Annotated in this window: 30 protein-coding genes; 1 reads left to right on the plus strand and 29 read right to left on the minus strand. The window is 47.1% G+C overall.

All coding sequences use genetic code 11. The features are described from left to right. Positions 1-27: 27 nt before the first annotated feature. The 7 genes from LY387_RS26155 to LY387_RS26185 form a co-directional block, all read right to left on the minus strand. On the minus strand, positions 28-648 hold the full coding sequence (locus LY387_RS26155; RefSeq protein WP_234498174.1) for a hypothetical protein: 621 nt from the start codon (positions 646-648) through the stop codon (positions 28-30). A gap of 45 nt (positions 649-693) precedes the next feature. Further along, positions 694-1,125: a hypothetical protein gene (locus LY387_RS26160; RefSeq protein WP_234498175.1), complete on the minus strand. Its 432-nt coding sequence runs from the start codon at positions 1,123-1,125 to the stop codon at positions 694-696. 118 nt (positions 1,126-1,243) lie between these two features. Continuing rightward, a complete protein-coding gene (locus LY387_RS26165) occupies positions 1,244-1,384 on the minus strand; it encodes a ribosome modulation factor (RefSeq protein WP_234498176.1) in 141 nt (46 codons plus the stop codon). 34 nt (positions 1,385-1,418) lie between these two features. Next, positions 1,419-2,441, minus strand: a complete 1,023-nt coding sequence (locus tag LY387_RS26170) for a CpaF family protein (protein WP_234498177.1) — start codon at positions 2,439-2,441, stop codon at positions 1,419-1,421. Positions 2,442-2,450: 9 nt separating this feature from the next. Beyond that, entirely contained in the window at positions 2,451-3,023 is a 573-nt protein-coding gene (locus tag LY387_RS26175; RefSeq protein ID WP_234498178.1) for a hypothetical protein, read from the minus strand. A gap of 13 nt (positions 3,024-3,036) precedes the next feature. Then, positions 3,037-3,540, minus strand: coding sequence for a hypothetical protein (locus LY387_RS26180; protein ID WP_234498179.1), 504 nt, complete (start codon positions 3,538-3,540; stop codon positions 3,037-3,039). Between the two features lie 78 nt (positions 3,541-3,618). After that, positions 3,619-4,149 (minus strand): lytic transglycosylase domain-containing protein, encoded by a 531-nt coding sequence (locus LY387_RS26185; RefSeq protein ID WP_234498180.1) that lies wholly within the window; start codon positions 4,147-4,149, stop codon positions 3,619-3,621. A 165-nt stretch (positions 4,150-4,314) separates the two neighbouring features. Here LY387_RS26185 and LY387_RS26190 point away from each other — a divergent pair, with 165 nt between their 5' ends. Continuing rightward, the gene (locus LY387_RS26190; RefSeq protein ID WP_234498181.1) at positions 4,315-4,659 is read left to right on the plus strand and encodes a hypothetical protein; all 345 of its coding nucleotides are present in this window, start codon (positions 4,315-4,317) and stop codon (positions 4,657-4,659) included. Between the two features lie 262 nt (positions 4,660-4,921). On the opposite strand, the gene LY387_RS26195 is transcribed toward LY387_RS26190, so the two are convergent. The 22 genes from LY387_RS26195 to LY387_RS26300 form a co-directional block, all read right to left on the minus strand. Further along, positions 4,922-5,107, minus strand: coding sequence for a hypothetical protein (locus LY387_RS26195; RefSeq protein ID WP_234498182.1), 186 nt, complete (start codon positions 5,105-5,107; stop codon positions 4,922-4,924). Between the two features lie 299 nt (positions 5,108-5,406). Beyond that, the gene (locus LY387_RS26200) at positions 5,407-6,051 is read right to left on the minus strand and encodes a hypothetical protein (RefSeq protein WP_234498184.1); all 645 of its coding nucleotides are present in this window, start codon (positions 6,049-6,051) and stop codon (positions 5,407-5,409) included. Between the two features lie 74 nt (positions 6,052-6,125). Then, the gene (locus tag LY387_RS26205; protein WP_234498186.1) at positions 6,126-7,088 is read right to left on the minus strand and encodes a trypsin-like serine protease; all 963 of its coding nucleotides are present in this window, start codon (positions 7,086-7,088) and stop codon (positions 6,126-6,128) included. A gap of 172 nt (positions 7,089-7,260) precedes the next feature. Further along, positions 7,261-7,782, minus strand: a complete 522-nt coding sequence (locus LY387_RS26210; RefSeq protein ID WP_234498188.1) for a hypothetical protein — start codon at positions 7,780-7,782, stop codon at positions 7,261-7,263. A 21-nt stretch (positions 7,783-7,803) separates the two neighbouring features. Then, positions 7,804-8,760, minus strand: coding sequence for a type II secretion system protein (locus tag LY387_RS26215; protein ID WP_234498189.1), 957 nt, complete (start codon positions 8,758-8,760; stop codon positions 7,804-7,806). Positions 8,761-8,769: 9 nt separating this feature from the next. Then, entirely contained in the window at positions 8,770-9,207 is a 438-nt protein-coding gene (locus LY387_RS26220) for a hypothetical protein (protein ID WP_234498190.1), read from the minus strand. Between the two features lie 46 nt (positions 9,208-9,253). Further along, positions 9,254-9,745 carry a hypothetical protein gene (locus LY387_RS26225; protein WP_234498191.1) on the minus strand — a complete coding sequence of 164 codons (492 nt, stop codon included), beginning with the start codon at positions 9,743-9,745 and terminating at the stop codon, positions 9,254-9,256. A 10-nt stretch (positions 9,746-9,755) separates the two neighbouring features. Next, positions 9,756-10,763: a hypothetical protein gene (locus LY387_RS26230; protein ID WP_234498192.1), complete on the minus strand. Its 1,008-nt coding sequence runs from the start codon at positions 10,761-10,763 to the stop codon at positions 9,756-9,758. An 11-nt stretch (positions 10,764-10,774) separates the two neighbouring features. Beyond that, positions 10,775-12,322, minus strand: a complete 1,548-nt coding sequence (locus tag LY387_RS26235) for a GspE/PulE family protein (protein ID WP_234498193.1) — start codon at positions 12,320-12,322, stop codon at positions 10,775-10,777. Next, positions 12,312-13,034 carry a hypothetical protein gene (locus tag LY387_RS26240; protein ID WP_234497871.1) on the minus strand — a complete coding sequence of 241 codons (723 nt, stop codon included), beginning with the start codon at positions 13,032-13,034 and terminating at the stop codon, positions 12,312-12,314. The genes LY387_RS26235 and LY387_RS26240 overlap by 11 nt, the downstream gene beginning before the upstream one ends. Then, positions 13,031-14,146, minus strand: a complete 1,116-nt coding sequence (locus tag LY387_RS26245; RefSeq protein WP_234497873.1) for a hypothetical protein — start codon at positions 14,144-14,146, stop codon at positions 13,031-13,033. The genes LY387_RS26240 and LY387_RS26245 overlap by 4 nt, the downstream gene beginning before the upstream one ends. A 9-nt stretch (positions 14,147-14,155) precedes the next feature. Then, on the minus strand, positions 14,156-15,595 hold the full coding sequence (locus tag LY387_RS26250) for a type II secretion system protein GspD (protein WP_234497875.1): 1,440 nt from the start codon (positions 15,593-15,595) through the stop codon (positions 14,156-14,158). Beyond that, the gene (locus LY387_RS26255) at positions 15,595-16,338 is read right to left on the minus strand and encodes a hypothetical protein (protein ID WP_234497876.1); all 744 of its coding nucleotides are present in this window, start codon (positions 16,336-16,338) and stop codon (positions 15,595-15,597) included. Before LY387_RS26255 ends, LY387_RS26250 begins: the two co-directional genes overlap by 1 nt. Beyond that, on the minus strand, positions 16,335-16,703 hold the full coding sequence (locus LY387_RS26260; protein ID WP_234497877.1) for a hypothetical protein: 369 nt from the start codon (positions 16,701-16,703) through the stop codon (positions 16,335-16,337). The genes LY387_RS26255 and LY387_RS26260 overlap by 4 nt, the downstream gene beginning before the upstream one ends. After that, complete coding sequence (locus tag LY387_RS26265) at positions 16,700-17,959, minus strand: TrbI/VirB10 family protein (RefSeq protein ID WP_234497878.1); 1,260 nt, start codon at positions 17,957-17,959, stop codon at positions 16,700-16,702. The genes LY387_RS26260 and LY387_RS26265 overlap by 4 nt, the downstream gene beginning before the upstream one ends. Continuing rightward, on the minus strand, positions 17,956-18,804 hold the full coding sequence (locus LY387_RS26270) for a TrbG/VirB9 family P-type conjugative transfer protein (RefSeq protein ID WP_234497879.1): 849 nt from the start codon (positions 18,802-18,804) through the stop codon (positions 17,956-17,958). The genes LY387_RS26265 and LY387_RS26270 overlap by 4 nt, the downstream gene beginning before the upstream one ends. Positions 18,805-18,833: 29 nt before the next feature. Next, entirely contained in the window at positions 18,834-19,550 is a 717-nt protein-coding gene (locus tag LY387_RS26275) for a conjugal transfer protein (RefSeq protein WP_234497880.1), read from the minus strand. A gap of 12 nt (positions 19,551-19,562) precedes the next feature. Beyond that, on the minus strand, positions 19,563-20,489 hold the full coding sequence (locus LY387_RS26280) for a type IV secretion system protein (RefSeq protein ID WP_234497881.1): 927 nt from the start codon (positions 20,487-20,489) through the stop codon (positions 19,563-19,565). Then, a complete protein-coding gene (locus LY387_RS26285; protein WP_234497882.1) occupies positions 20,482-21,297 on the minus strand; it encodes a hypothetical protein in 816 nt (271 codons plus the stop codon). The genes LY387_RS26280 and LY387_RS26285 overlap by 8 nt, the downstream gene beginning before the upstream one ends. A 21-nt stretch (positions 21,298-21,318) precedes the next feature. Then, on the minus strand, positions 21,319-23,811 hold the full coding sequence (locus tag LY387_RS26290) for a VirB4 family type IV secretion system protein (RefSeq protein WP_234497883.1): 2,493 nt from the start codon (positions 23,809-23,811) through the stop codon (positions 21,319-21,321). A gap of 1 nt (position 23,812) precedes the next feature. Then, positions 23,813-24,118 (minus strand): hypothetical protein, encoded by a 306-nt coding sequence (locus LY387_RS26295; RefSeq protein ID WP_234497884.1) that lies wholly within the window; start codon positions 24,116-24,118, stop codon positions 23,813-23,815. After that, on the minus strand, positions 24,115-24,459 hold the full coding sequence (locus LY387_RS26300; protein WP_234497885.1) for a hypothetical protein: 345 nt from the start codon (positions 24,457-24,459) through the stop codon (positions 24,115-24,117). Before LY387_RS26300 ends, LY387_RS26295 begins: the two co-directional genes overlap by 4 nt. Positions 24,460-24,512 lie beyond the last annotated feature (53 nt).

Consider the following 24,512-nt stretch of genomic DNA (forward strand, 5'->3'; position numbering starts at 1 on the left):
GAGGTTAAGAAAAATAACAATAAAGTTTTAAGCTTCGTTCAGCTTCCCTTGCTCGATGCGAGCATCAAGACGAACCTTGAAGCGGATATCGAACAACTTCTGTCGAAGTAACTTGATCATCAACGTTGGTGTTGGCGTATCTAAATCTAACCAGTGACAAAGTCCCTGTCGGATATCTTGGTCACGGTAGATTTCGTGCTTTAAATGGGTCCATAACATACCAGGGACGCTCTGAGCGGCTTGAACATATTCTCCAGCGTGATCAAACAGCATCACACAATGAAGAAGTCTTTCGTTTCTATGCTCACTCAAATCATTAAGAGCGTCACAAGTAGAGCAGTACTCCTTGTCACACTCATGATGACCGCAGTGGGAACAATCGAGCGAATACACTGGATTGATACATCCACCAACTAACTCATCAAAATGACGCTCGCTCGCGGCTTTACCACAGGTTGGGCATGGTACTTCACGCTTAAAACCTTCCGTATCTAGAACATTTTCAAGTACTTGTTCGTTATACTCAGCCGAACCAATTTGACTGTATCGAAACGCGGTGACGGTAAAGGGGGGCGTTAATAACTTTGCTTTGCTCTTTATGTTGAGTAATGACTCAGGGTGAGAAGAAGGACGTTCTACGTTAAACATACTGGTATCTCGATGGTTTAAAAATACGTTGAGGAAGAGGTCGAGCTATGGTTGAAGTTTGACCGTCTTTTTGATGTGTACGTTTTCGGTAACCTGGTTGTTTTCATTGATATCGTCTGGGAGAGTGGCAGTGATATCCAACCAGGTTGGATGGTCGCGGTTTCCGGTTACTATCCAGTGACCACCGAAAGGGTTGGTGGCTACCCCATCGTTGTTGGGACCGCAAATATCAGTGGGTAAGTTCGTTTCTACACACAAAATTTGGATGTTGAGTTTTGATAAGTCGTCGTTACCTTGCGCTTTCCATTGTTCCACGTGTCTCTCGATGCTCAGTGTCTGGGTGTGCCACAAGCGCCTTTCCCAATCGGCGGTGACGGTGTGAGTGAAGTAATAAATAAGACCTATCGTTACGATGATGATAAGTATAAAAGGGTCTGGGTTAATCATAGGTGGGAAGGTATTTTTGTTGCTTGCCATTGGTGTTACCTTTGAATGTCGTTGTGCTTTGATATTTCAGCGTTTAAGTGCTCGCCTTAGGCGTACCCCTTTCGCCTCTACAAGAAGTCAATTCTTATAGCAGGCAAAAGCGAGCTGTTTAGCTTTTGGAATCGTCATGCGCGTCTTCCCACCCATCACTCCAATACTCTGCGTCTAGTCCGTCATATGGATTTGAGTGTTCAGATTCATCAGAATTAAAGGCATCGTAACCTTCTTGGTATATGTCGTCTTGAGTCATGATATTTACCTTTCCTTTTTTTGGGTAAATGGTGTTATTGAATATTTGCCGCTATATGGTGATGCTTCTGTTGGTCAAAAAGAAACTTGGGAGTGAGAGTCCCATTGACCACTTCCGCTATCTCTGTCACTTTTCGGCCATAACTTTCGTGCCGGCTTGCGTGAACAAAAATATCAACGTTGCCAACGATTTGCTGGTAAGCCAAATCAAAATTGATATTGCCCTGGGAAGCGATAAGATACTGAAGCCTGGATAAGGCATCGTCACAGCCATTGGCGTGAACCGTGGTCATGCATCCACTGTGACCGGTATTAATCGCTTGTAAGAAGGCATCCGCAGCGCGGCCATTTCGAATTTCCCCAACCCATATTCGGTCTGGACGCATACGAAGCGAGGTTTCAATCAAGGTTTTCATCTCTACGACGCTGCTTGAACGTTTGGGCGATTCCATTGAAACCAAAAAGGGTAACCAGTCGAGATAGAGCTCTTGAGTGTCTTCACAAACGACAATGCGCTCTGTCAGTGGTATGTGCCTGGCGAGTGCGCGAAGCAGCGTCGTTTTTCCACTGCCAGTATTCCCCGAAACAATGATGTTTTTTCCAGACTGAATCGCTTCAATCAAGTAGGTCAGCATGGGGGTAGATAGAGCACCAAACTCAACAAGTTGCTCCGCACTGATATGATTAGTGGGCGCGATTCGCAGCGTCATGCTGGCCCCTTGCGGCGTCACCGCGGGGAGGGTGGCACAGATTCGAGAGCAATCCGGTAGTCTGGCATCGAGGATGGGGCTTTCTTCCGTTAAGGTTTGATTAAGACATAGAGCTAACTGCGTTAATAACGCTTGAAAGCTTTTCTCACTATCAAATCGGCAGTCGGTTTTCTCGATGGCGCCATTACGTTCGATGGCGATAGTATCGAATCGGTCAACGAAGATTTCGGTAACGTCAGGGGTTTGGTAAAGGTCTGTTATTGGTTGAAAGTGCTGTTCAACCCATTGCCATTCGTATTGTTTGGCGATAGGTACATCACCAAAGAGTGTTGTCAGAGTATCGAACACGGCGCCTCCTTATTCATTTGATTTAATGAAGGGGGGTTTTGGGCGCAAATCGGTGTACTTCACGTTATCGTTAGGACTCTTCTCACACTTCAATGCGTAAAGGTGAGAGAGGTAATCGTCTAATGTCGCGGCATGCATGGCTGAAAATTGTCCTTGCTCCGTGCTGAAGTAACCTGTGTGCTTTTCTATGGTCTCTAGAAGCTCTCGATATTCGTCCAGTTGTTTTGCAAGCCCTCTGTCAATATCAAGCTTGTGTATGCTTATCATCTTTGACTGAGATTGTTGGGTGGTGCTGTTATGAAGTGCTTCGATATCACCCCAATTCGTGACGCTATTACCAATGTTCTTAATCTTATCCATGTAAAGAGCACTCAACATGTCATCCGGCAAAACAATACCAAATCGCTTGAGCACAGCTTCAAATGGGTCAAAGACGTTTGGATGAGGATTCGGCTCATCAAGGTTGGAGTAAATTGGGTCATCCTGGTCTTTGTCCTCGATGACGAGAAAGTAACCTTGCAGTGGTCTGTCCCAGCCGCAAAGAATGGCATACTGACCGTATTCAAAAGTATGTTGTGACATAAATGGTCCTTTCTTAGTAATAGTGAGTTTGGCCAAAAAGCTGACCATTACGGTATACCTCGGTATAGCGAAGTGTTTTGGTGCAATGCGCCGGTGAGCGGTGACCCTCTTTGTCAATTCGGCAGCGAACGCCTTTTATGACGGTTGCGGGCACCGTTTCCCAAGCGACGCAGGTCTCTTGCCACTCTCCGCCGCGTCGAATGCGTTTGGTTTGTGTGCAGACTTTGTAGCTAGCGATTTGAGCCGCAATCCCTGTTTGGGATGTGAAGTTATCGGCATTGTGGCCAGAAGTATTTGGCGCGCTTTTAATGCACTCGTGAAAGCCAGGTAAAGGGGATTTAAAGCTTTTTATTCTGCTCCAGAATGCACTGCGAGCTTCACCACAGCCCGAAGTAAAACCCGTAGGTAAACATAGCCAAATACCGCATTCGGCATCACTCGCTGCGCTGACGTTTGGGCTATATATAGCTGATAGAGTGAGTAGCACGGAGCACCACTTGATTAGTATGATTCGCATCCATCTTTTCCTTAGTTCTTGTCGTGAAGCTGCATAGTAATTTGAACATTGTGTTCAAAGGTTCGTTGTATCAAGGCGTTATCCTCTGTTGAGAGCGTGGTAATGTTGGAGTACTTTTTTGACATAGCGCTGTGTTTCTTTGAAAGGGGGAACCCCTCCGTATTTAGTGACATTTCCTTCGCCTGCGTTATAAGCGGCTAAAGCGAGTTCAAGGTTGTTGTATTTCTTTATCAAGCGGGATAAGAGCGCTGTCCCGCGAGAGATGTTATCGCCTGGATTGAATGGGTTGATATTCGTACTGTTGATATCCATCAACTGCATCAGTCCTTTGGCTCCCTTGTGACTCACGGCATTAGGGTTAAAAGCGCTCTCAACTCGAATCACAGATATAATCAAGTTCTTCGGGACTCGGTGCTTGATGCTGGCGTTTTTGATTAGGTCGCAATACTTGGCGCAAGCGGTGGGGGTTAAACGGTGATAGGTTGATTGATTCCAGCCTTGTGACGATTGCCAGCCATTGTAGTTTCTCGCCATCCCTGCACTTAAAGGAAGGAAGAGCAAAGCGATAGTTACCCCGCAGACGATATAGTGTGGTATTGAAAAGCCCACGTTGGCCTCCTTTGTCGTTAGGTTTTGGATTTTTTTCCAAGGGATTGGTATGATTAGAGAACAAAGCATCAAGCTTTGTGGCTGTCAGTGTTATGGCAGCGACAAGCTTTGCCGACTGACGTATTTATTAGGAAGCAAAGCTTCACGAACGAAAGGAAAACGAACATGAGTGATGAGAAAAAAATCGAGTTCTCACAATCTGATGTACTCAATGCACTTTTGCATCAACGCAACCATGAGCAGCATTTTGCGACTCAGGAGAGTGTTGATAATGTGAAAGAGCATCTTGCTCGTTTTGAACAACAAACGGAAAAGCGTTTTGATGACGTTGATAAACGTTTTGATGAGCTGAAAACCGAGCTGAAAGCAGAGGTTAAAGAGTCAGAAAAGCGTACGAATGAAAACTTTAAAGCACTAGAGAAAAAGTTTGAACGACTAAATTGGTTTTTAGTTGCAGGCGTACTAGCCATTATTTTTCAAACTCAAATCCAAACGTTGTTTGCTGGATAGTGCTCACTAACTCAAAAAATCACACCAAATTGCGGGCAGTTTTTACTGCCCGTTTTTTATTTGTGGCTCACCCGCCGGAGTTACAAGGTACCCACGATGGCTATAGCGCTTTAAATAGCGGTGAACGCGATTTTCAGGAAGTTTCCATCGACGAAGCTCAGAGCCAATCAACATTTCTAATATGACCCACGGCTTTTGGGTCGGTTTTGCCTTAATTCGTCTGCGCTTGGCTTTTCGCTTTTGTTTAGTATGAAAGGTCATCTCACAGCTCCCATTGTTTTCTTAATGCTTGCTCCTCAAGAATGTCTTCAATCCGTCGCCGGGTTATAGCAGCGTCAGGCTTGGGCTTGTACTCCCTCCCTAAAGGAATATGTTCTTTGGTATTAAAAAGGTCCGTATCGATGCTCATTTCAGAGAGAGCGGTTGTGTTAAATGGGTTGGTGTACATAGTAAGACGCTCCTTGTGTGGATGTAGGGCAAAAAGAAGGGTGTTTTCAGGACTCAATGCCGTCCTACGCCCTAGCGGGCTACCTGCTGAGTCACGCTTCCCTATAAATGCGGTTGCATTGAAAGGAAAGTGTGACTTTCTGTGAAAAATCGGGGAAGTTAATATGCATTTATGTGAATATTGTATTAGTATGTTTATGTCTACCGTAATTTCATTCTGATATTAATCATTTTGGCGAGCAGAGCTTCTCTGCTCGCTTTTTTTATCTGTATTTTTCTCGGCGTATTGAGAGAAAAGTATTAGCAATCTCGCCGTAAACCCTCACCTTCATATGAGTAATCACGCAAAGTAATAGGGCGAATGATGAAACGATATTGGCGCGTTAAATCAGCGTGTTGAAGAAATGCCCGTTTGAGAATGTGTTTGTAGAACGCTAACACGAGCGTTTCGATGGGGTTTTTCCATACAGGGACATGCTGTTTTTCTATAGTCACTGGTAATCGTTCTAGTCGATGGGAAGGACGAAACTTTCCACCTTTGGCGAGTAGGGGGGACGTTAAAATCAATGCGTCTATATTATGCCTTGGCATCAAATGAATTAGGGTCTCTAAGTCGTTATAAATTGCTTTGGTAAATACCCCGTCCCGCTTTTTTAAATGCACTCTTAAATACCGATGAAAGAACTCAGGGTGAGCCATTAGATTAGGTGCGTCAGGAAAAATAATAACGACACCGTAGTAGTAAGCGAGAAGGTAAATTTGAATGAAGAAAAGATAGGCGTAAAACTCTGTACTCAAAACGAGAATGGCAGCCAAAGCGAAGCTACACATTAACATCACCTTTATAGCGATGGTCGCTTTAAAATTTATCGTTATATTGTGCTCCATTTTCAAGCACGTTCTAATGATTAATAATGCACAAAGGGGGATGATGACACTTAACATGGTTCACCTTTCGGCGTAATAAAAATGCCCAGACCGAAGGCTGAGCATTTTGATAGTGTTAGTTGGAGCCAAGTTTAGGCTTTATGGGGGCGAAACCGACCCCACACCGCTAATGCTAATAGAGACAACCATCCCATAGAACCCCCACCGCCGCTTGAACCACCATCACTAGGAGGTGTTGTTGCTTTAGGGTTAATGCTAATGGATTCAGAGCTGCTCAAGTGCAGTGTACCTGTTCCGTTAACTTCGAGTTCATAGGTGCAAATATCAAAAGCATTAATGGCGTTGTTTGCGTAACACGTGCCTCCTGTAATCGTGATGTTGCCATCAACGTAGGCACTATCGGCGGTAGGATTTACGTGTAACGACTGCACCTGAATGGTTTGCGTGCCCGTGCCCTTGAATACGGTTGGGTAATGCCAACCATTGATTTGCTCAAGTAGGAAGTCTTTGGCGTAGTGAAGATCCATTGAAGAAGATTGATTTACAGCTCCGCGATTATGAATACCTACAATCTTGTTAGAGTCATCTAACCACATCCCTCCACTATCACCACCTATTGTTGATCCATTATTTTGAGAAGCGTTAGTTAGTGTGTTTGTAACAGTTGCTAGGCTAGTTGCATTCAAAATAGCATAAGCTAACGGGTTGTCTCCGCCGAATCCGAAAGCACGTAATGTATCCCCTACTTGGGTTGTTTGAGTATTTAGATTGGCAAAGAAATGGATGTTTTTCGTCTTCGCTTTCTTTGGAAGCACCCAAACGGATACATCATAGTTTTGACCTCCAATATAGCTAGGATGATCTGTTCTACTTTGTGATGAGGTATTGCTCTCGTCCGAAAATTTAATATACACATCTGTAGTGCAATGCGCTGCGGTTAGGACTTTATTTCCACCGACAATAAGACCTGTACAGTTATTGAATACGACATCATCAAAATCATTTTGCCAATTCACGGGTGTACCATCGATAATCGCCCATGCTGAGCTTGAAATTAAGCCGATACTTAATGCCAATAAAGACGCTGTTTTCATCTTCAATATCCTTATTTTAGTTTGTGCAATTATTATACAACCATGTGCACATAATGACCATTACGCACCATTGATTTATCTATGATCGTTTCGTCTAAAAACGCCGTTCATATGATCGATTGGAATAGACAAAAATAACCACATCCCTGTGGTTAATTGAATCGGCTTTGTCTTATTTTATCATCACGGATTTAATTTCGAACTTGGCGGTGGCGGTGAGTCGCTTTTTATTGCTGTCTGAGATTTGGCAGCGTTTGGAAGCGCTTTGCTCTTGCCCTCTCACCACGTGATTGCTGTAGGTGCCCGTCGCTCTTGCTGTCACGCAAACGTGTCCCCATTGGCTGTAGGCGCTCGATTCAACAGAGCCTAAACTGTATGAAGCAGATGACGCTGGAAACATCCTCGCTCCCTCTGTGCTGACGACATACACTTCTGTCGCATCGGCTGGAATTTGGACACTGCCTGTCGTGCTCCCTGAAAAAATCGTACGCCATTCATTTGGAGATTGAATTGTACCTACCTCTAAAGGTTTGTTATTTTCTGGTTTGGAATATTCCGCAAACCACTTTTCATGTTTTGCTTTTGCTTCGGCATTGTCCGCTAGCGCATCTTCATACGTAACTTTGGCAAAAGCGCCTGCTGATACAAAAAGGGACATCATGATGATGCCCCATGTTTGATGTTGGTATTTCATATACACTCCTGTGTGGTGGGGTTAACGACACCCTGTCAGAACTGAAATTCGTCCAGAGTTAAGAACTTCTTGTTGACCGTCGCTATTGCGCTTGGTCTGTGTAGTGATGCCAAACTGCCATTGAGTCGGGCTTGTTCCTATAAGGAAAGTCTTTGTTCCTCCTATAATGGTGTGGGTATCAATAGGTACGTCGAATGACGCAACGCTATGTTGGTAGTAAGGGGTTTGGCCAACCACGCACTTGGGGATGTCGACCCATTCGCTATGATTGATGGTGTAGCTCTCTTTTAAGCGGGTACTGACTAAGATTTGGCTCCCGTCATCGGCTCTGAGTGAAAGGTCTCTGAAATTGGTTGCTGAAAAATTGCCCCCTGCATCCCAATCACCGAGTAAGGTCGAATCATCACCACTTCGCTTGACCAGACCATCGTAAGCAAACGCTTTATCTGGCCTATCAATACGAACCGTAATGAGATTATTGGTATCGTCGTAAGTGATGTTAGGAAACTGCGCAAAAAGGCTTAACGTGGCGTTTCGTTCAAACTCATACGACGTATCCGTTTTACTCGGAAGCTTTATATCCAGCTCAGCGCGATAGTATTCGGGTGAAATATTGTTTGGCACACCTACACGGCGATAGTCGCTGGCGGCGATGGTTCCCCAAGGGGTTTGGTCGTACCTCATGCAGTGTCCCGCTATATTATTTTCAGTAGTGCATGAGGCGATAAAGTCGCCTTCTAAGTCGGCTAATGCGGATGGGAATAGGGCCGCAGAGTTTATCAGTGAGCCGGTTTGATATTGTCTCGTCACGTAAGCGTGAATTTGCTGTTTAATGAACAGCACACGGTTGTAGAATGAGTTCGTATTCGCTTGGATGGCTTTCTTGTGTTGAAATTCTGAGTACTTCATCACTCCCAGAGTAAGAAAACCCATCACTAATATCATTCCAATAAGCATGAACCCTTTTTGTTTATTCAAAGCCCCTCCTTACTGCAAGCACCCTGTACTGGTGTTCCACTGCGCCCAATCGGGTAGTTCAAACCGTAGAGGTTCATGGAATATCAGTGTATTGGGTGAGGCTAATTGTGTCGGTTGTAGGTGGCGGGATAAGGCAGAGAAGTATGTGTCATCATTGAGCGTCACGGTGACTTCAAAGCCGAGAGGGGGGGTGTTGGTCGATGTATCTTGCCTATAGCTTATCGAGTAACCCGCGACACCATCATTGGCGGGTAATGATAAATCGGCTATAGCCAGGGTGGATTGTGGTAAGCAGCGAGTGGTCAGTACTTGCTCACGATAATGAACGTGCGCACTCGAATACAGAGTATCAAGCGCGCGTTCTATCGTGATGGTTTCAACACGTTGCGATGCTGACGTAATGAGGCTTGGTAAGGCCACCACTAAGCATAGTGATGTGGTGGCCAAGACAATCCGGACATCGAGGCTTAATACTCCCCATTGTTTTTTACGGTTAATAGGTCATGGTGATGGAATTTGCCGTCGTGCTGAGCGTTGAGCAGCCCGACGCTTCAATACAAGCTGAACGTGTGGTTGGTGCCATGGTGTCCGCTAGACTCGATACTCTATCGGCATCCGACGGTAAGGTGCCTGTGATTTTGAATAGCCCTTTTGAGGCGGTATCTACCGTCACGGACCAGTTACCACCAAACGGGTTGGTGGCGACGCCGTCATTCGCGCTTCCACACACATTTTTAGAAAGCTGTCCATCTTGGCAGACTTTCGTAATGGTGACGCCATCGAAGTTGGGTCGAAGCTTTTTCCAGGATTGAGTGGCCGCCACGATGTCAGCGGCTTGGGTTTGAAACTGGATTTTATTCCATTGGTACATGAGCTTTGGGGCTTGTGCTATCACAAAGATAATCGCCAGTGCGATAAACGCAGAGGCAATCAAGTTATCCATGATAGCCGCACCGCGTTGCTTGTTTTTCATTGTTGGTTTCATAACATTTCCTTTAGATGATATTGGTTGCGAAGTTAAAGACGAGCATGAGTAAGCCAAAGGCCATGAGCATGAAAACAAGCGCTGCGATGACCTTAACGGTGGTGGTTCCGACGGTTTTGAACCATTTAATTTCATGCTCTAGCCGTTCTAAATGCATGTGGGAGGCACGTTTTAACGTCAAGGACGCTTCTCCTATTTCGCCCAGTAATTTAAGTGAATCCATTTCCTCATCGACCAATAAACCCGTATCAAAAATATGTCCGATATTCGTTCGACCGAGACGAATGTTTGAGAGCATGGTTTGAATGTGGGCTTGCAAGTAGGGGGGGCTGTCTGCTTGGTAAGTCGTTAGGGCTTGCTTGAGTGATACCCCGATGGAGACTTGATTAGAAATGGAGGTGAGAAGGTTGGTACTGTGAATATATCGGTATTGTTTGAACAGGGGGAAGTCATCAATCTGCGCTCGCCCCTTCCCTTTATATCGACCTAACGATAAGGTGACAATGAGTATAAAGAGCAAGAAGGTGATTAGGATGGAGATACCGTGATCCCACCAAAACTGACCAAACCATTGTGCCAATAGACTCAGACCATCCCATTGCCTTTTGGGTATTTGCTCCTCTATATAGGTAAACCCGTAATGACTCGCCAGCGCTGAAAACGTTAAGACGCCTATCAATCCAAGAATGGGAAAGAACAGTACCTTGGCTAACGCCAGTGTACTGGAGCTTTCAATAGACAGTGCCTTATGCGCATCCTTCACCCCTTGATGAAAATCACCGGATGACTCTCCACTTTTCAGGGCGAGGTAAGCGTTATTGGCAAGCCAAGGTTTAAGACCTTCTGTCATGCCTTTGCCTGATTTAATGGATTTAAGACAGTCAAAGCCGACTTGCTGACTCTTCTTATTGCCATATTTATGCAATTGCTGTGCAATGCCTTTTTGATGGATACCGGCGCCACTTAACCTGGCTATTGTTTCCAAAAGGCGTAATTGCTGTTTATGCGCTAATGCCATAAAAACCCCCGCTAAAAAAAGGAGTGGTACACGGTTTCGCTCTTGATAGGAAAGAGACCGTCCACCCTTTGAGCCGCCGTAAATACATCCACGTCACCGCGACAGATTTTTAAGTTGGCATGGTCTGCGACCGTCTTATAACCTTTCGACTTTAGCGCGTCTAACCAACCTAAATAATCTTTGCTCAAGATGTATTGTCTGTCCTCATCATCAAGTACGAGCATTTCAACCAAACTTGTGCGGCCTTTCTCTCCGGATTCGCAGTGTTCACACCCTGCTTTATGACGAAAGCGCAAATCTTCAGTCGAGAGTTTAGGATGATTCGCAAGCCAGGCTTCGAATTGCTCCTTTTCTTTCTCTGACCAATGACGCTTAGCCTGTTCGAGAGTGTGTGAACACTTAGGACACAGCGTTCTAACCAGCGTTTGGTATATCCAAAGTTTCATTAAGTCGGGCGCCGCGACGAGCGCAGTAGGAACGTGCATCTGCTCATTGAGTGTATGAGCGATCCCCACCGCGCTGGAGGTATGTAAGGTTGAAAACATCAATTGACCGGTTTCCCCTTTACGGCACATACTCATTGCCCCTTTTTGATCTCGTATCTCACCGTGCATTTCAATGTCCACATCGTGACGTAACAGCAATTTCGCTAATTGAAAAAAACCATCCTCGTTGCGATCAAGTACAGGGGTTTGAATGATGCCTAAGTCAAATTCAGGGGGATCTTCTAGCGTATTGATTGAGCGACCTTTTCGTTTCATTTCGTTAAGACTGCTCGCAATGACCGTCGTTTTGCCCGATGACACTTGTCCTGCAATTAAGCAAATACCACTCGCGGAAGCCATAAAGCTCTGCATAGCGTCGACATGTCCAGGCTCCCACCCAAGAGAGTCAAGTTTAGGGACCTCAACCTCTTTGTTTAGCCAGCGTAAGGTGCATTGGCCGCCTTTATCCTTGGCAGGGATATAACTGATACGCCAATCCGTATTTCGTTTTCCCTCGTTGGTTTCTAATAAGAGAGACAAACGGCCATTGTTTGGTTTTGTGGGGTAGAAATCCTCGTCTTTATCGACCGATACATCATTGAATAAGTAGCCAATCAAAAGCTCCCCATATTCATATTCTTGAATGGGTTTTATCAGTTCGATTAAGCGGCCATCGATGCGTGCCTCTATGCGAGTTTCTGACTTAAACAATTCAATATGAATATCCGACGCCCCTTTTTGAACCGCCAGTTCAAAGATGTGGCGACTGCGTGAGGCACTTTCTGAGTTCATTAACTTGGCGCTTTCACTCTGAACGTCACTCTCCTTTGATAACGTATCAAGGTGCTTTTTAATGATGAAAGGCTCGATATAACTCACGTTCAGCTCTGGCATAAACTCAAAACCATGCGTTTTAAAGTGCGCTTTCATCAATGATTGGATAGCGGCGATCGAGGGGCTTTCAAAGTCTGAGGTGTGAAGTGACCCATCTTCAATGAGCAATACATCCTGACGTTGGTAATAAATCGATTTGAGTTCGTCGCTCATCACGACGACATCGGGTTCAACTCTCATTGTCTACGACCTCCACGGTAGCTTGGTTAGGCATGTATTTGGTATAGGTGCGGCCATTTTTATCGATCAACACCACCGTTGTTTTTGAGATTTTGTACACTCGCACTTCTTCTATCCATGCCCGCTCTTTGACAGGAATGAGCTCCCCTGAAAGCTCAAACCATGCCGTTTTTTGGATTGGGTTAAACACGATGCTTCGTAGTGTTAAAGCCCGAACTAAGGCGGGGACATCAAGCTGATGGCTATCCACGGCCGTGTTGGTCACAGGGACGGGAGGCGCATGCAATGCGTCTAACGATTGCTGGGATTGTAACTGCGCAATTTTAGAGTGGTTGGCGTTGGTTTTGATCTGGCTGAAATAGTCAGATTTTAGGTCATCTAAGGCCGCTTCAACGTCAGGGGGTAATACCAATTGATATTGAGTTGGGGGGAGTTCGCGCTTCACCACGCTTTCGCTTGGTAAGCTCGCTATTTCTCCATGACTTAGCGTTTGAGGTGTTAGGGCGATATCGAGCACGGGTGTTGATGGTAGCGTTTCGTGTTGCTCCTCAGCTTCAAATGCGACTTCGTTCAAAGGGTGAGTAGGCTTCGATGGTGTGGAAAATAAGACGTCGTAGAGCATAAACCCCACCATGGTGGCTATCCCTAGCACCATCACGCCATTTAAGATCTTCTTTTGTGTCGTTAATGGTTTCTTTGGTTGTTCTGTCACTGGGTGACTCCTTGCACGTCAATCGTTAACGTGAGTTGATGTTGATTTTCGCTCTGCCATGTCCAATGAAGCCCTGTTATCGATACAAAGGGAGCATTCAGAGCTTCAGTCAGCGCAATCAGCTTCCCAATATGGCCCGCTGCTTTAAGCTCGAAGGTTTGGACATTGATAAAAGCGAGAGGTAAATTCGACACGCTGGTTACCGATACCTCCATAAGCTCTAAGGTATCGCGCATTTGAACTAAGTAGTTTTTGATGTGCCATTCTTTCCAAGGGGAGACGCTTGGTGTGTGTCGAACCAGTTCACGGGTCGCCTCGTTCCATTCACGTTTAAGGGTGGGGTGTGCCTTAAAATAGTCTCTGACCACCTTATCGCGAGCGGTCACGTCAATAGGCAGCGTGAGTGTTCCCCCTTTCCAATCCATCGATGTGGTCATCATGCCACCTGGCATGTCACGAGTCTCAATGTAGAGTGAGAGTGCTTGTCGTAATGCCATATACGCAGAATGTTTTTGTGAATAACTGGCGATGTATAGCTCAAAAGGCGTTTTTTCCGGCGCCGTTGCTACAGGAGGGGGCGGCGTGCTTTGCCACCACCACGTCCCACCTATGATGCCCACCCCTAGTACGCCGCCGAGTGCTTTCACCTTCCAACGTTGATGAGGGATGGCGTTTTCAAGCGCAAAGGCTTCCCACTCTTTCGGTAGAAGGGGGGACACCTTAACGACTTTGTCATGAAAGAGCTCTATGTCATCGACAGCCGTGTCAGAGCTCACTAAAATTCGCGTCGCATGATGGAGTTCATAGCCAACCTGGTTAATGACATCGGTTAGTGTTCCCATCCACTCGCTTTGTACACGTCCTTCCACCAATGCGGTCGCAAACCACTCATTCTCGAACTCTTGCATGACGACGACGCGCTCTAAGGTCTCCCCCTCGAGCGTTAATGCCGCTTTAAACGCTTCTCCTAACGCGACACAAGGCGCATTTGAGTAGTATCGATACAGCCCATCATCCATAGTGATGATTTTTTCATAAGACGCTTTATGCAGTTTTCTATGACGCTGCACGTCTTTTTTGTTTTGGCAAAATACCCGTTTAGCTAATTGCATAATGCCCCCTTATTGCACTTTACGAGGGGTGAGCAGCACCAAGGTTTCGATGGTCTCGTTTTTTGTGCCAGTCCCACCAAACAGCCGAGAGAAAAAGTTTTTCGTTTCCTCTGCGGTTTTGGTTTGCTGTTTCACTGAGGCGAGGACATAGGTTTGTCCGTATCTCAGCTTGTTTGCAAAAGTGATCTCTGATTTTTGTGTGGTCAGGAAGCCGAGATCGACGCCTGCGACTTCTCTCGATTCATTTTTAGTGATTCGATTGAGAAGGCCGGATGTTCTAAGCCATACGTGGTCTGGCTGAACTTTGGCGCTGACCATGAAATCGACACCTTCCATCTTTTCATCGCGGGTCACACCGGTGCTTACCGTGTTCTCAGTACTGTCAGAGTTGACTTCATCAAGGAAGGGAACGACACGCTGTTGTGTAATTCGAGCGGGTTGATGGTTGAGAACCAGTGCCGTAATAGGCGTTTCAGAAGAGACACTGCCTTGTTTTTCGAGCACTTTAATCAATGCTTCGGTGCCCGACCACTTGCCCTTGCCTTGGAAAGCAAAACCGTAACCGGCTTCTTGAGAAAGGGTGTTAGTACCAGGGACAAAAAACTCTAAGATACCGTCTCCGGATTCGTACACTAAATTCCAATCGATACCACGTTCAGTGCCAACATCAGAGTAAAACTCCACCACTCTGACATCGAGTAACACCTGCTTTGATAACTCTTTTTGATAGTGTTCGACTAAGTTCTCCACGGCCATCATTTTGTCTGGTGTCGTCGTCACCGTGACCGCGCTCATGTAGGTGGAGGCTGAAACGGCATGGCTTGCCGATTCATCGCCCCCTAACAGGTTCACAATGTCATTGGCAATGTCAGAGATAAGATCCACTTCTTGATAACTGATGTTCAAGTATTGTCCTTCAATCCGTCCTTCTTGTTCACCGGCTGTCCCTTGGGAGCCGATTTGAGCATCCATTTTCCCTGTTGGTAAATTGACAGAAAATGTTTTGGTGATGGTTGCGGTGATGTCTAAGCGGCCTTCACTTGCACTGATGCCAAACCCGACATCTCGCGATAACGCATTTAATACATTTCGTCGAGAGCTAGAGAAATTCAGGGTGGCGGCTTTGTTTGGGTCCACGTTTTCTGCAAAAAAAAGCGGGACATCAACGCCCGCCATGATTTCTTCTAAGACCACTGAAAATGGCATTTGCCGCGCATTGACGGTGATCGGATCGTCAAGCCACGTCATTTCAATGGGGGCTTCAATGGGCGAAAATCGTTGTGGGGGCTTTTTAATTCGTGTGACTTTCTTTGGTTTTTCAAAGGTGGTCTTGTCGGTGATCTCTTGAGAAATAGACTCATGATACGTTTTGATGTCTTCGTATTCTTGTGAAGCGCACCCGACCACCGTTAAGGTGAGCAATAGGCTCATTATTAGCGTTTTTTTCATTATAATTCCTCTTCAATCAGCACTTGACCGGTTGACTCAACGATGGAAGCGGCAACGGGGTAGCCTTCTAATATGTTGGTTAACGCGGTATCGATATCGTCTCGCTCAGTGATGAGGTAGTAATCGGTACTGAATTGATAATCATCTTTTGCAAGCCAGCTACGTCGATTATCCGTACTGTCCACCCAAACTAAGTCGTAGTTTTTCACCACATTCGCGATGACGGATTTGAGTGAACTCCCCGAGACGCGGGTAATGCGGGCTTTGCCCCGAAAGTCATACACCCCCGCTACTTTCTGTTTTTTGTATTGGGTTTCAACGAGCCTTAAAGGGATGTCCGCTTGTTTCATGAGGTCATCCCACACCTTTTTGAAACTGCCGGAAAAGACTTGTCCTTTTTCTGCTTTTTCTTGAAGTGCCGACTCATGGGCTGGCGTCACCGACCATGCAATATTGTGATAACCCCGACCGCGAAGCCAGCGTCTTAGCGTTTTCTCAATACTTTCCCCTTCAAACAGCACGTAGGTGTCTAATGCTTTGACAGGACGTTTTTTTGGGGCCGTTTGGGGGGTCACTTTGACATCGGTTTGAGCCAGCAGCGTTGGCATGAGTTTGGATAAATCCCGCTCGACTAGGTTCACGTTGGTTAACTCAAAGTATTCCCCTTGACCTTGATAATCAGGTTGGTTGGCGCACCCAGCTATCACACTGGTCATCAGTACGCCCATGACGAGCTTTTTCATAGGAGAACTCCTTTCGAAAAGGTGATTAAGCGATTTCTTCTATCGACGACAATCGTATTCCCTTCGCCTATCAACAATTGCAAAGCGTGTGTCACAGGCATGGTTCTATGCATTTTTGCGGCGGTTGGGATTGGTTGCTTTAAAATGGCGGCCGCGCTGGTTGGGGCGGGGAAATCGGTAATAATGTGATACCCAAGAGGCTCAAGTAGCCAGTTGGCGGCCTCACCAACGGTGTTGAGCTCTGGCGGGTAAATGGTTCGTGCCGATACATGCAAGGTATCGACTTCGGGTAAGGGGGCGGCGGTGGCGAGCACCGATGGGGCGGTTAGCGCCCCTAGCAATAGCCATTTTCCTAGTTTTTTCACAGGTACTCCTCGTAGAGATAGCGCCACGGGGTGAGATAAATATCGTCTTCCACCATGACATTGATGCTTTGACCGGCACGAATAGTCACGGTCGGTTTAAGGGCTAAGTATTTTTGAGCAATCGGGGAGGCTTGATTTCTCACGCTGGATGAAATGGCACTGGCATAGCTTTGGTCAGTTTCACCGGTGCCTTCCCAACTGGTGCTAGAGGCCAGCAAAGCATAAGCGGCAACACCAAAAAATTGAGCCAGATAGTGTCGGTCTACTTGGTCACCCACGGCGCCAATGCCTTCACGGTCAAGACCGGATGATTTAGATAAATCGACGCGGTTTCCGTTAGGAAGCACCACCCATGGCACCGTGAGTCCCATTCGGCTGTTGATGACCTCATTGACATTACTGATGGTGACGGACTTCAAAATGACTTCAGAGCCTTTTGGTATAAGGATATATTCCAAGTTCACGTCAAAAATATCTTGAGAGACGACTGCTTTGAACGTACCAGGGTGGTCACTGTTGGTTTTCATCATGGTGACGGCGGGAATGATGGTGCCGACCGGCACTTTCATCTTGCCTTCAATGCTGGCGTTATAGACGTTTTCTTCTGTAAAACCGGCAATGTTGGCAGGCGGCGCGTCAAAAGTTTGTGATAGCGAGCTAAGCTGCGCACTTTTTTGAACCGCCTCTTCTGGTGCGTAGTCACCTCGCAAGATTTGCGCCTTGAGCGCCTCGGCTTCTTGAATACGTTTGGCTATCATCTCTCGCTGTTCATCGCTTGAGCGAAACTCATCTCGCACGGTATTGGCTTCCATGGAGGATGTGACTCGAGATGATGTGACTTGATTAGGCTCGACGCTTTTTTGCAATGGCTCTCCACCTACCCATCGTGTTTTGAGTGAGCTTAATGCACGGCTGAGCTCTTCGAGTTCATGTTGCTGCTTAGCTTGCTCAAAAGGGTTGAGTACGACGGGAAGCGTTTGAGTGTGCGCCGGTGCCGGTTTAAGATCGGTATCCGCCATCATTTCATCCGTGTCTTTGGCTTGCTCTCGCGCGGTGGTGATGTCGCTGACCGCCTCCTTAAAATCTTCTGGTGATGACTGTTTAGGCTCAGTCTCTACCGTCTTATCGGTTGAGGTGAGCTCAGCAGGCGGGCTTTGGGTCAACATGAGTACAAAAAACAGCAAGAAGATAACCCCAAGTCCAGCCCCTAGCGTTAACCCTAGCTTTTTCCTATCGGTTGGACGTTGTTCACTCATAAGTTCCCTCGTGTTTGATTGTCACTTCTTGTGACGCTGAGCGTGACATCATCAATACGCAGGGTGAAATTCGGATAGATGCCAGTGACGCGGTACATGGCGTAAGCGTCTTCGTACTTCACAGGGGCGACGGCATTTTTGCCGCCAATCTGGGTTTCCACACTCAAAATGCCGCGGTTGGGGTTCGCCAGACGAATGTAGGTAAATTGACCATCGTCATATACATCGGAAATGGTGTTGTGGCCAACAAACGCTTTGCCTTCATCCCACTGGTAACGGGTGTAAATGCGATACCGATATTTTTTGAGCGCTTCGACGACCGCTTGTTTTCGCACTTGTTCGGTTCTTGCTGTTTGGTCGTTAAGCGCAGTTTCAAGCTGAGCAATACGGGCGGATTGTCCGCCTTCTGATAGCCTTTTGGAGGACATGAATTGACCAAGCGCTTGCTTTTGCGACTCAGAGTAATAGTGGTTGTCATCGGAGACGATAACGCAGGGGCTCGCTTTGTTTACTGAGGTACGGTGAGCCACAATGTCATAGATGTTGCCATCGTCGGTATAGGCGTAAATGGACGTTCTTGCGCCTTCATCAAGCTTTGAGTTGGGCTTGATTAAAATACTGTTTGTCCCTGGCATGGCATCGACATCCCACAATAGGGCATTGGATGTGACCGGTTTGGTGATGAGGTTACCTGGTAAGGAAACGCGCGTGCCGACGCTGAGCGCAGAGGAGACCTCTATAATGTGATTGGGGCGGTATTTGGTGGCGGTACATGTGGCTGCGTTCGTTACGCCCGCAAAGAGCAGGCAGCACAGAGCGCCCCACTGTATTGTGGTTAAGCGCATAAAAAGTTCCTTGTATGTGTTGAGCGGGGTTATTGGCGTTCGATATTGAGCTGGGCGTCGGTAATTTGAAGCCCGATAGGATTGAGTCTTAGAAAGCTCATGCTTTCTTCTGACAGTGAGCGTTTGTCCATAAGTTGCCACTGAAGACTGAGCACTAATGATTCAGAATGCTGGGCGCTGCGCTCTCGTGAAAAATACACGTTGCTGCGTATTCGAGTGCGTGATTGCCCTGAAAAGTCGGTAGCCGTCACTTGGTCATAGTGCTCAATATTACGAACGTGGATAGTGATATTGTCTCGACTTTTAGCAAGCGAAGCGGCTTTTTCAATGGCATTAAACCCATTAGGTGAGACAAAATGCGCCGCCATTGAGGGTGCCATGAGCGCCTTGGCTTCGGCCCAGTCATCGGCAATGGTGGCGGGCGTGACACCGTAGCGACTGATGGCAAAACGTGTCAGTAGAGCATCGATGGTGGTTTTGAAGTAGAGCTGAGAATCGTCTGGTTGATAATCCACCACAGACCAAGAGCCATTCGGTGCTAACTTCACGTAAATTAGCTCTTTATTATTTTGTGCTTTTTGAAACGCAAAAAAGCAAAATACGAGCGCGAGACTGACTGAAAGCGCCAGTACAACACACAGGATATACAGTCGATTACGTTCACTGCGTAGCAGAGCGTGAGGGTTAACGGGGCTCTCGTCTTCGACTGGCTCATTGGCGGTTGGCGTTAAAGGGAAAGGGGTCATAGCAAGTCTCCTTTATACAGGGCTTCCCATCAGTTTGGTGGCGAGTTTGGCGGCCATTTGTCCGGCGCCTCGATTGAGTGCTTTACTTGGTGAGGCCACACCGCCGACTAACTCTTTGGTAATACCGAGCACACTTAAGATGAGTATCATGCACAGCACCATCATAATGAGCATGTCTGAGATGCCGATATTTGCATCTTCTAAGGGAACGGCGCTGAGCGTGGGGTTATCTTGACGACATCCTGAAAAATCAAGACTCGAGCCACAATCAAGGAGTTTGGATACGGTTAACTGCGCTTTAAAGGCGAGAGCGGCAATGACGCCTGCGGCGCGTAGGAGTATCAGTAGCATGAGTGCCCCTAAAGTGAATCGAAACCACCCGTCAAAAAAAGGACGTGTGGCAGGGTGGGCGAGTAAAGGCACAAATAACGGACCTATCATCTTGGCCATGGCGACCAACAATACGCCCCAAGCGCCTACTAGCCACATCAGCAGATGCAAGATGGATGTGGTGAGCTCCCACAATATCGCCATGACCATTGACGCCATGGTCATTTGGAAAATCGATAAATCTTCGACGTAGATTTGGTTTAACGCATGAAAGAAATATTTAGATAGAAAAAAACCGTCTCGATTGCCAGTCCCTACGTCTAAAATGGTTAAGCCTACTTCATCAAAAAAGGCGTGCGAAATGGAAAACACGGTATCGTAGTTGACCCACAACAAAAGTGTGGCTATGACCATCAAGCTCGATTGCACGATGGAAGGGACGTCCAGACCGGTTAACATGAACTTGGCCACTTCGGTAAAGAACACGATGACCACGAGGGTGACAAGTAACGCTCTAATAAAAAACGCCCAGTCAGGATGTGCGGATAATTGACCGATGAAATGACTGACGGTCGCAAAAAACTCCGTAAGGAAAAGACTGTTATTCAAAGCGATACTCCTTTTCATCAATAGAGATGCCCTGCGCTTTCACCGCTTCAATTTTCTTTAGCTGAGCGATCTTGGCAGAGAGCACTGCGTGGGCCGATTGCTGCTCAAACTGATTGCTGTAACTCATGTTGGCCAGTTGCATCTCGTTGAGGTTGGCTATTTGCTCCATTAGGATTTGGTTTTGCTCGACGATAAGTTGCAAAGTGGCGAGCTCACTTTGATCGCCTAAGCTGAGTCGCTGCTCATCCAAATGAGCGATATCGGCACGGATTTGAGCGTTTGAGCGGCGGTAGTAATCCCGCTCGCTGGCACTGGTGTGGCTGTCACTGGCTAAGCGGTATGCCTGATTAAGATGGCTTGGGGTGGCGCCAATGGCGTTTTGAGACAACACATCCAGGTCGCCTTTGTCGGGTATGTCCGCATAACGCTGAGTGCTGGCGGTTGGCTGAGTTGGAGTCTCCTCTTTGAGGTAGTCCTCGTAAAGCTGATTAATGTCTCGATGCAGCCCTGGGTAATCTCGCTGCTCTAATTTACGCTCAAGGGCACTGACTTGATTAAGAAGGACTTGATACTCCCTCATCGTCTGCGTGTATTGGTCAAGCAATGTGGTGAGCTGATTAATGTTTAGCCCTGTTTGTGCCAGCATTTGCTCATAATCTTTGAGTATTTGCGTGTATTGAGTAACGGCTTGCAGGAGGTTGGCAACATCCATCACAGGAAAACCGGAGGCTTTTACCGGTTGAGGCGTGGTGGCTAAATGAATACTGAGGGTCAGTAAGGTTAAGGGCAGTATACGGTAGAGTCGCATAGGCTCCTCCTTTAGGTTAGGTTACAGGCCAAGCGTGTCAATAATGCTATCAATGGCTTTATCGACATCTGGCTCTGAGGTAAAGATGCGATTAGCGACCGCGGCCTCATGAGCAGTAGAGGTGGCAATGACGTATTGCTCTTTTTCGACAAAGAGGTTAATCACCGTTTTGATGCCAAGCTCAGGCTGAAGGATGTAGGCTTGCTGGTTTCGTTTAAGACCTAAAATCACGTCACAGTCGTCATCGTTTAGAAATGGGAACGCGGATTGATAAGCCTCTTTATCCATTTCCCCATCCGCCATGAAAAGAAACGTGGTGCAGGCACTTCGCAGTACGTCCCATTCCTCTAGGTCTTGGTAGTGTTTGGGGGATTGCGTCCAAAATCCCATTCCGCCCCCATGTTTGAACCAGGTTCTGGCTTTGGCAATTAAAAACTCCGCCGCACCTGGTTGGGCTAAGATGTATTGGCATTCATCGACATCGAGGAACTTGGCTTTTTCTCGATAATCGGGGTGCTCAAACAGTCTGACGGTGCGAAAGAACACTTCGGTATTGACCAGTGCGCTGAGGGTTTTATCGTCTTTAACTCCTTGAATGTTGTAGACCGAGAACGGTTTGTCTAAGGCACCAATGGCGTCCACATCGTTGTCAAACAGGTTGCCGTATTTACCGCCTCGCTTAAATTGCGCCAGTTTCTTATTCAGACTGGGGCCGCATTGCCCTAAAAGGGCGGACAAGGTGTTCAGTGGTGGTGCGGCGCTCATGGTGAGCCGAATCGCGTGGTTAAGCTCCTCTTGTTCATTGGCAGTGAGCACTCGAAGCTCTGGGGATTCGTTTTTCTCAAGCATGAGTAGTATCAGGTGCGTGATGTGTCTGGAAAAGTGGTCGTCATCTTCGCCAGTACACAGTTCAAAAGGGTTGAAGCCTTGAGTGGTCTGCGCACTATCTAAACGGAAAATGGCGCCGTCATCGGCAAAAAATCGTGCGGCGGGCTCTGAGCCCGCATCGACATCAAGCGCACAATATTGACCGCTTAGCTTAAAAAAGTGACTGGCAAGGCATAGCTTTAAGAAGGTTTTTCCGCTTCGTGTGGGACCGACACACGCGATGAGGCATTTCTCACCCACAAAAGGGGTGAAGTGAAACGGCACGCCATCATCGGTTTCAAACACATACACGGCTTCTTCTTGTTTTAGACCATGCATCCACGTCGGCACGCCTTTGCTTGAACGAAAAAAGAGCGATAGCGCAGCGGCTTGCGTGGTGCTTAAGACGCTTTGTCGGTAAGGCAGTGATCGCGCGCCAAGAAAAATGGATTCATAAGCGCGCAAAAGCCCGACGTTCTCCCAAAGCAAATGAAAGTCAGAGTTTTCTAAGACGTTACTGAGGCGCTTGATGCTTACCTTTAATGCCTCAGGTGAGGGCTCAAACACCACCAGTGTGCTGCTGTAGTGCCCGTAATGGTCATCGTCGTTTGAGATGGCTTCTAGGGCTTTCATGGTGTTATTTAACGCCGGATTGGCTTCGATTTTTTTACGCACATCTAGTCCCCCGGACTGACCGGTAACCAAATCCATTAATGAGAGCTGTGAGCGGTAAAGCGCTTGTTCCTTATCAGCAATCATTTGACGTTTTTGCGCTCGACTAAAAGGACTGAATTTAGAAAGCAGCAAGTAATTGCCTTTTTCCATCACAGGGTTTAACCCAGAAACAAAAGCGGCTTCTGGCAAAGCGTCATGCCCGCAGCCGGTGATAGAGGCAATGCGCGCGTAGACCACGTTTTCTCCTTCAATTTTCAAAGTGTGAATACCCTGATGCATGATGGGAGTGACAGAAGCATTTGCAAGTAACGTATCCCAGTGTCTTTGTGGGGCGCTTTGTACGGACTGCAATCTTTTTGGGTTGAGTTCGATTAACGTGCGTTGCAGGTTATAGATATCGCCTGGTGAGAGGCGATGGTTTTGAAGGCTTTTAAACCCCAATCCCGTATCGATACTGGCTAAGGTGTCATCGAGCGCCTCAAGCTGAGCTTGTAGGGCAGTTTCTTCAAGCAGTGTGCATCCCCGATAAGAGAGCGCTTGGAAAAGCTGCGCGCGTTTGTCGCTATCGACAATAGCACTTAAACACAGGGTTAAAAAACCACGGTTAAGCGCATTAAAGCGAACTTGAGGCGGTATGGTGATAGCCCAATAGAGCTCGCTTTGATTAAGATGTCGCTCTTGGTTTAGAAACTGAGCGCGGCGCGTAGAGAGCAACGCGGCTCTTGGGTGGGTTCGTGGTTTAAAGTGTAGGGGCGGCGAATCAAAATGAAGGTAGTACTGACTGAGCGTGACTTCAAAAGGGAGCCTTTGAAGAATATGGCGAAGCAATAAGGTGATGGCGGTTTTTTGCTTGGCATTGAGCCTAGGTTCAATGCCAGAGAGTGATAGTACGCCAAGCAGGTCGCCAGTGTCAGTCAGAACGCCCTCATTAATGCTCGCCACCGTCGGGATAACGGTATTGAGTGCGGTCATATTAAAAACTCTGTATCCAAGTGATCACGGTACCAAGACTAAAGAGGGCGATGGCGCCAATGCAGCCTCGAAATACCCAACCGAGTGCGCTGCCTGCTTGCTTTGGCATAAAGATCCAAAGGGCAATGCCGCAGCACAGCGCCATAAACACCACAAATAAAGTGCCAGGACCGCCTAAAAAGTCGATGATGGCTTGAAAGAACGCGGTGACTTGGCCAAAGGGTCCCGTGCTGGTGCCAAGAGAAACGCGAGCAAAAGCAGGCGTGCTTAATAGCCACATCAGTGGCAACGTAAGTAAACGAATCATAGTGATGGTGTCCATTGTGTTAAAGGGAGCGTTCCCTTTGGAGTGATAATGCGAATGTCTTTAGGTAACGTGTGATAGGTGGTAAGTTCGGTGTGATTGAGAATATCAATCCACAGTCTCCAGGCGTGAAGGTCATCTTTATGAATGGCGCTGAGCGGAACAAAGAGAACCACGATATACACCAAAGACAGTATCAGCCCCGTGAGCCATCCGGCTAAGTAAATGAAAAGTCCGATACCAAAGCTGGCAAAGAGTACGACCATCGCGAACAGTTCGACAGGGAGCCCTAGGACGGTGGTTGTATTGTCTAACGTTCGATGACGTTTGAGTTTGGGGTTCATCGTCAGTCTCCGTAGGTTGGGGGAGCATCCATGACATTGCCTTTTTCTAGCCT

It is taken from the genome of Vibrio maritimus, from assembly GCF_021441885.1.
GTDB classification, from domain to species: domain Bacteria; phylum Pseudomonadota; class Gammaproteobacteria; order Enterobacterales; family Vibrionaceae; genus Vibrio; species Vibrio maritimus_B.